This is a genomic window from Methylobacterium sp. E-065, from assembly GCF_022829605.1.
GTDB lineage: Bacteria > Pseudomonadota > Alphaproteobacteria > Rhizobiales > Beijerinckiaceae > Methylobacterium.
This window is the reverse complement of the sequence record NZ_JAKSYD010000079.1, coordinates 1-5,795: the sequence shown is the minus strand read 5'-3', so window position 1 is coordinate 5,795 and position 5,795 is coordinate 1. Positions and strand designations below refer to the sequence as shown.

Annotated in this window: 7 protein-coding genes and 1 pseudogene; 4 read left to right on the top strand and 4 right to left on the bottom strand. The window is 66.4% G+C overall.

From position 1 onward, the window contains the following. The 3 genes from MKK84_RS08410 to MKK84_RS08400 all read right to left on the bottom strand — a co-directional run. Window positions 1-180: CsbD family protein (locus MKK84_RS08410; protein WP_243918666.1), on the bottom strand; the 180-nt coding region annotated here is incomplete at its 3' end. 63 nt (window positions 181-243) lie between these two features. Next, complete coding sequence (locus tag MKK84_RS08405; protein ID WP_243918664.1) at window positions 244-417, bottom strand: CsbD family protein; 174 nt, start codon at window positions 415-417, stop codon at window positions 244-246. Between the two features lie 92 nt (window positions 418-509). Further along, a complete protein-coding gene (locus tag MKK84_RS08400) occupies window positions 510-1,973 on the bottom strand; it encodes a helix-turn-helix transcriptional regulator (RefSeq protein WP_243918683.1) in 1,464 nt (487 codons plus the stop codon). A 213-nt stretch (window positions 1,974-2,186) separates the two neighbouring features. On the opposite strand from MKK84_RS08400, the gene MKK84_RS08395 reads away from it, so the two are divergent. The 3 genes and pseudogenes from MKK84_RS08395 to MKK84_RS08385 all read left to right on the top strand — a co-directional run. Next, a complete protein-coding gene (locus MKK84_RS08395; RefSeq protein WP_243918662.1) occupies window positions 2,187-2,855 on the top strand; it encodes a sigma-70 family RNA polymerase sigma factor in 669 nt (222 codons plus the stop codon). A gap of 81 nt (window positions 2,856-2,936) precedes the next feature. Then, window positions 2,937-3,146, top strand: a complete 210-nt coding sequence (locus MKK84_RS08390) for a hypothetical protein (protein WP_243918654.1) — start codon at window positions 2,937-2,939, stop codon at window positions 3,144-3,146. 125 nt (window positions 3,147-3,271) lie between these two features. Beyond that, a pseudogene (locus tag MKK84_RS08385) lies at window positions 3,272-3,562 on the top strand (aquaporin); the annotation flags it as partial. A gap of 550 nt (window positions 3,563-4,112) precedes the next feature. Here MKK84_RS08385 and MKK84_RS08380 read toward each other — a convergent pair. After that, a complete protein-coding gene (locus MKK84_RS08380; protein ID WP_243918670.1) occupies window positions 4,113-4,577 on the bottom strand; it encodes a BA14K family protein in 465 nt (154 codons plus the stop codon). Window positions 4,578-5,305: 728 nt separating this feature from the next. Here MKK84_RS08380 and MKK84_RS08375 point away from each other — a divergent pair. After that, the gene (locus MKK84_RS08375; RefSeq protein WP_243918668.1) at window positions 5,306-5,575 is read left to right on the top strand and encodes a hypothetical protein; all 270 of its coding nucleotides are present in this window, start codon (window positions 5,306-5,308) and stop codon (window positions 5,573-5,575) included. The last annotated feature ends 220 nt before the right edge of the window (window positions 5,576-5,795 follow it).

The following is a 5,795-nucleotide window of genomic DNA, read 5'->3' as shown; positions in this document are numbered from 1 at the left end:
CTCGGCCGCGTCGCGCACGGTGTCCTTGGCCTGGCCGTAGAGGTTCTCGGCCTTGCCGGCCGCCTCGCGGGCGCGGCCCTCGGCCGAGTCCCGCTGCGAGCCGGTGAGGTCGCCCACCGCGCCCTGCACCTTGCCGCCGAGCTCCTTCGCGGCGCCCGTGATCCGGTCCGTGTCGACCATGTCGTTCTCCTGTCTCTTGGTGTCTCGAAAGGATGGCCCGATCGGACCATCCCGGGTGGGATGTCAGCCGCGCTCCGGCCCTGTGGGCTTGGATCGACCGGCCTTGGGGGTGTTGGCGTCCTTCTTCTGACGCCGGCCCTCGGCCTCGACCCGGGGATCGCCGGTGAGCTTGCCGAGGGCTTCCTTGACCGAACCCTTGAGGTGTTCGGCGGAAGTGGAATTCTTGTCTTCGGCCACGGTCACTCCGTATCGCTCGAGAAAACCCTGAACCGAAACTGAGATGATCACCCTGTCTCTATCTTCAATGATCATTTTATACTAGTAAATAGTCATTTTGTTCCCGATACATGTGAGGGAAATCCGTTTTCACGCCCCCAGACGACGGCTTCGCTGCGTTTATGGACGCCGATCTTGCGGTAGAGCGCAGCGCCGTGATTGCGCACCGTGTTGCGCGACAGGTCGAGCTTGCGCGCGATGGCCGCGTCGTCGAACCCGGCACAGATCAGGTTCAGGATCTGCCGCTCACGCGCCGTCAGGTTGATGGCGGCGGCGTCGGAGGTCCCCACGTTCGGCCTGCGCAGGTTGGCGAGCTTCTCGATCAGCCCACGGCTGAACCAGGACGTGTCGGCCATCACCGTCTCGATGGCGTCGAACAGCTCGCGCTCGGTGTGCTTGCGGTCGGTGATGTCCTGCATCACCAGCAGCGCGAACGCGTCGTGGTCGATCTCGATGCGCTCGGCCGAGACGAGGCAATCGAGGCTCGCCCCGCTCCCGTGGCGGAGGCAGACCTCCGCACCGAGGAGATAGCCCGTCCGCTCCAGCGCCGCCTCGAAGTCGGTCCGCTGCCGGTCGCTCAGCCACAAACCAGCCTCGTCCAGGCTGCGACCGACGATGTCGTCCTGGCTCAGGCCGAACACGCGGGTGAACGCTTCGTTGACCCCCGTGACCCGGAACCCGTCGGCCCGCGCCAGTACAGTCGGGACGGGGGTAAGGCGGAACGCCTTCGCGAAGCGGGACTCGCTCTGGCGCAGCGCGATCTCCGCCTTCCGCCGCAATTCGAGGTCGGCGAAGGTGAAAAGCATGCAGGGCTCGTCGCCCATCTCGATCGGCTGGCCCGCCACGATCACGAAGCGGCTGCCCCCGTCGGGCAAGCGCAGGCAGGCTTCCATCTGCGGGATGGTGCCGCCTTCCTTGAGGCGCGTGATGGCGAGGTCGCGGTTGCGCGCCTCCGCCAGCACGTCGACCTCGTAGGCGGTCCGGCCGATCACGGCATCGCGAGTGAAGCCGGTCATCTCGAGGAAGCCGGTATTCACCTTGACGTGGCGCAGATCCGACAGGCGCGTGATGACCGCCGGGGCCGGATTCGCATTGAAGGTCGTCTCGAACCGCTCCTCGGCCTCGAACTGATCGGTGACGTCCTTGAGGATCAGCGCGAGACAGCTCGGTTTGCCCTCACGGTCCGTGGCCACGAGGCTGCGCAGGGAATGGACGAAATCCTGCTCGGGCCGGTCGGTGCGCCGGACCTCGACGACGACGTCGTGGAACCGCTCGCCCGCCACGACCCGCTCGATCGGGTACTGGTTTGGGGTGACGTGGTTGCGGTAGCGCAGGCGGAAGCGCTCGCGGTACGCATCGACCGTGGGTCCGAGTTCGTCCAGGCTGCCGGCGCCGTGCATCGCGAGCGCGGCCTCGTTGGCGTAGGCGATGGTCTGGTCGGGTTCGACCAGGATCACGCCTTCGCTGAGGCCGGCGATGATCTGCCGGAGTTCGTGCCTGTCGACGCCCGCCGTCACGACCCGCATCGTCCTTTTCTATCGCCTCTGCCCGATCGGCAGCGACGCAAGAACAGATTGCGCGCAAGCTGGTTCCAAAATTTATGTTAAGATCCTGGTATACGCGTATCATTGAACTCGGGACCGGCGACCAAAGATTGATGCTCGACGAGGCCCACGTGACCGGCGAACGGTCCTGGGTGCCGACATCCAAGCGATGGTGAGTTCAATCGCGTGACCCATGTTGCCGAAGAATTCCGCGTGCCCGCCGCTCACGGAGCGGTGATCTCGATCGCGAGCGGCGGGCTCGGACGAGAACTACGGGATTATTACCCAGAAGTTGAATCCCTCGATGACGGATCGCCTCTGTCCGAGGCAGTGCTGCGCCTGTCCGAGGCGCTGGATGCAGCCGAAGCGCGATCGGGACGCGGCTTCGCGGCCGACCTGATCGCCGTCTTGCCCGACCTGCACCGCTACGCGCTGTCGTTGAGCCGCAACGCCACCGAGAGCGACGACCTCGTCCAGTACACATTGCTCAAGGCTTGGGAGCACCGCACCAGCTTCAGCCCCGGAACCCGTCTGAAGGCGTGGCTCTTCACGATCCTGCGCAACGGCCATCTCAACGGGCGGATGAAGCATCGCCGCGAAGTGCCGGACCCGGAGGGCACGTACGCGGCCGGTCTGTCGAGCCTGGCCAATCAGGAGCACCGGCTCGACGTGCGGGACGTCCAGGCGGCGCTCGACCGTCTCGAGCCCGCCCAGCGCGAGGCGCTGCTCCTCGTCGCGATCGAGGACCTCTCCTACGAGGCTGCCGCCGAGCGGATCGGTTGCCCGGCCGGGACGGTGAAGAGCCGGGTCAGCCGCGCGCGGAACAGGCTCGCCGTCGAGCTCGGAGAAGCCTGAGGACGCAGCCGGACGCAACGCCGGCACGCGCGTCTTCAGATGAGACCGACGATCCCCACACCACGAAACGGAGGTGCCACGATGAGAAGCCGTTACCGTCTCTCCGGCATCCTGCGCGCAGCCTGTCCGGCTCTGGCGCAGTCGCCCGAGGCGGTCACGGGCATACCGGCCACCCGGAACGACAACCTGAAGGCGAGGTTCGTCGCTCAACGCCCCGGGACGCCGCATCTGTCGCGCAAGGACGGCCGCATGCGCGATGCCGTGATCGATACCGACACGGATCAACGCTGAGCCGTCCCCGGAGCCCGTCGACCTCGGCTCGGAGCCGACCGACGCAGAGTCGGCGGCCGTGGGAACGGGCCCCCGCCGCAACCGTACCGGCGCGGATCCCGAGGACCATCACGAAAGTCAAAATGATCATCATCGGCTCGACCTCGAAGGGTGCGGCGAGCGGCTTTGCCGGCATCCCGATCGGCTTTGCCCTCGTGCTGATCCACCTCGTCTCGATCCCGGTGACCAATACCTCGGTGAACCCGGCCCGCTCGACCGGCGTCGCGCTGTTCGCCGGCGGTGAGTACGTGGCGCAGCTCTGGCTGTTCTGGCTCGCGCCCGTTGCCGGGGCCATGATCGCGGGCGCCCTGGCCAAGTGGCTCTACGAGGACACCAAGATCGTCGACACCATCGTGGTCGAGCGGCGCGCCGCCTGAGAGCAGGATTCGGGATGGTAGGAAGGCCGGGCGCAGCCATCGTTCTGGATGCGCCCGGCCCGTCGCTGATCCGCTTCCGGACTGGGGCCTGGTCCAAGCCGCGGACCTGCCCGATTCCTGCCCGATACGGATGCCGGCGATGATGAAAGCCCGTGCCTCCCAGACCAGCGCGCATCGCAAACGGGTCTTGGAACAGGCGGGGCCGGCACCGACGCGGTCGACATCGAAACGGGGCCCCCTCCCCTCTCTTTCATTCACGGCTCAGTCCGGAAGGATGGGAGGGATGGCGCCCACCGTGACCCTCGATCTCCGCGGCACTCCGCAGGCCGAGAATCTACGCGCTGTACGGTCTATCCGGGTCGATGAAGCGCACGATTCCGGGTCGCGACATCGAAGCGTCGCGCGCCGTGGGCACATCCGCGTCCAGGGATGAGCTGTCTGCGCGTCTGCAGGCATCGCCGGCCTACCGGATCAAATCTCAAGCCGGCATGACGAAAGCCCCGGCCGCCTGTGAGCGACCGGGGCCGGAGTTCAGACGATCCTTCGCCTGTTACGGGCAGGGATGACGGAAGCCGTCATAGCCGAGATAGGTGCCCGAGGCCGGGTCGTAGGAGGCATAGCGCGACGCGCAGTAGGCCGAACCGCGCACAACCACCGGACGGGCGTAGACGACCGGCGCGGGGGTCTCGTAGACGGCTACGGGCCGCGCCGCGCTGTTTGCTGCTGCCGAACCGATCACGGTGCCGGCCGCAAAGCCGAGAAGGCCTGCGCCGACCGCGGCGCCGACACCCGGGCCTCGGCGGTAGCCGTAGCCATAGCCGCCGCGCCATCCACCAAATCCGCCGCGGTGCCAGCCGCCACGGTGCCAGCCGCCGTAGCCGGGGCGGAACTGGGAGTAGGACACCGGAAGGGTTCCGGCCCGGAGCGCATCCATGGCCCTGCCGGCAGGGGCTGCCTGGGCAGCGGGGGCAGCGAGGCTGGCCAGAACGGCCAGCGTGGCGACGCCGATCTTCATCCTCATCGAGTGGCTCTCCATCGTTTGGGCGCAGATGCCTGTGTCGGCATCCACATGAACGCTACGAACAATAGAGCGCCGCCACCGTTCCTGGGTTTGTGATACGTTTTGGTTTCCATCTGTGTCTAAATCGATAGCGGCCTGCCGCGTCACACTATCCCGCCCGTTTTATCAGGCCTCAATACGCCATCAATCCGCGCAAAGACGCGTCTTCTGTCGTTCTCAACCCAGGTCCTACGCGGCTGCCGACCATTCTGCCTTACCGGTATGGCTGAACTGCCAGTCAGGACTGTCTCAGTACGTTCACCCTTGTACGGACCTGACTTGGCCCGAGGTCGTGGAATAGGACCGCCGCATCGCGATCTGCCGCACACGCAAGGCATCCTCAGCCTCGTGCGCCGGTCGATCAGGCCGACCCATGCGATCCCCCCGACGCGACTGTGTTTACCGGCTCCGACACGCGTTGAGCCCCGCAAACGGCCAGGTGGACTGCATTGCAAGTGCGTCGGGCTCCGGCAGCGTCAGGCCAGGCACCTCCGCGCCGTCGTTCAAGCAACATTCATTTTGGAAAAGAAGACGGCAGCCAGTCGATGTCCTTTCGAAAGACAGAGCACACCAATCGAAAGTATGTGAAGTCATAAAAATATGCCCAGACCCCTCTTCCTAAGAGAACGTGAGCACTTACATCGCAGTCGCGGCGATGATGCCGCCGAGGAACGATCACGATGATGAAGCGTGTCGCCATGGCCGCTGTTGCGGCGAGTGCCCTCCTGGCCGCCGGTCAGGCTGCCGAGGCGAAGGGTTGCATCAAGGGTGCCATCGTCGGCGGCATCGCCGGGCACTATGCCGGGCATGGTGTGCTCGGCGCCGTGGGTGGTTGCGCCGCCGGTCGTGCCCTCGCCAAACGTCAGGCCGAGCGTCGGCAGGTCGCACCGCCGGTCAACACGGGCAGTGCAGTCCGCCCCAGCCGGGGCGCCGGCGGATACGTGAGCTACTGACGCGACGCCGTCCCCCGGTGGCGGGATCCTGGATGTCGTGATCAGAGGGGATTGGGCGGCGCGTCGGCCGACCACGCGGGCCTGCCTTCGGGCAAACGGCCACATGGCGGGCAGCTCGACGCGCCCGATCTACCGGTCTGCCTTCCGCATCGCGCCCCACGGTTCGCATGGCCCACATCCTCGTCATCGGTGCCAGCCAGGGCATAGGCTTGGAGACCGT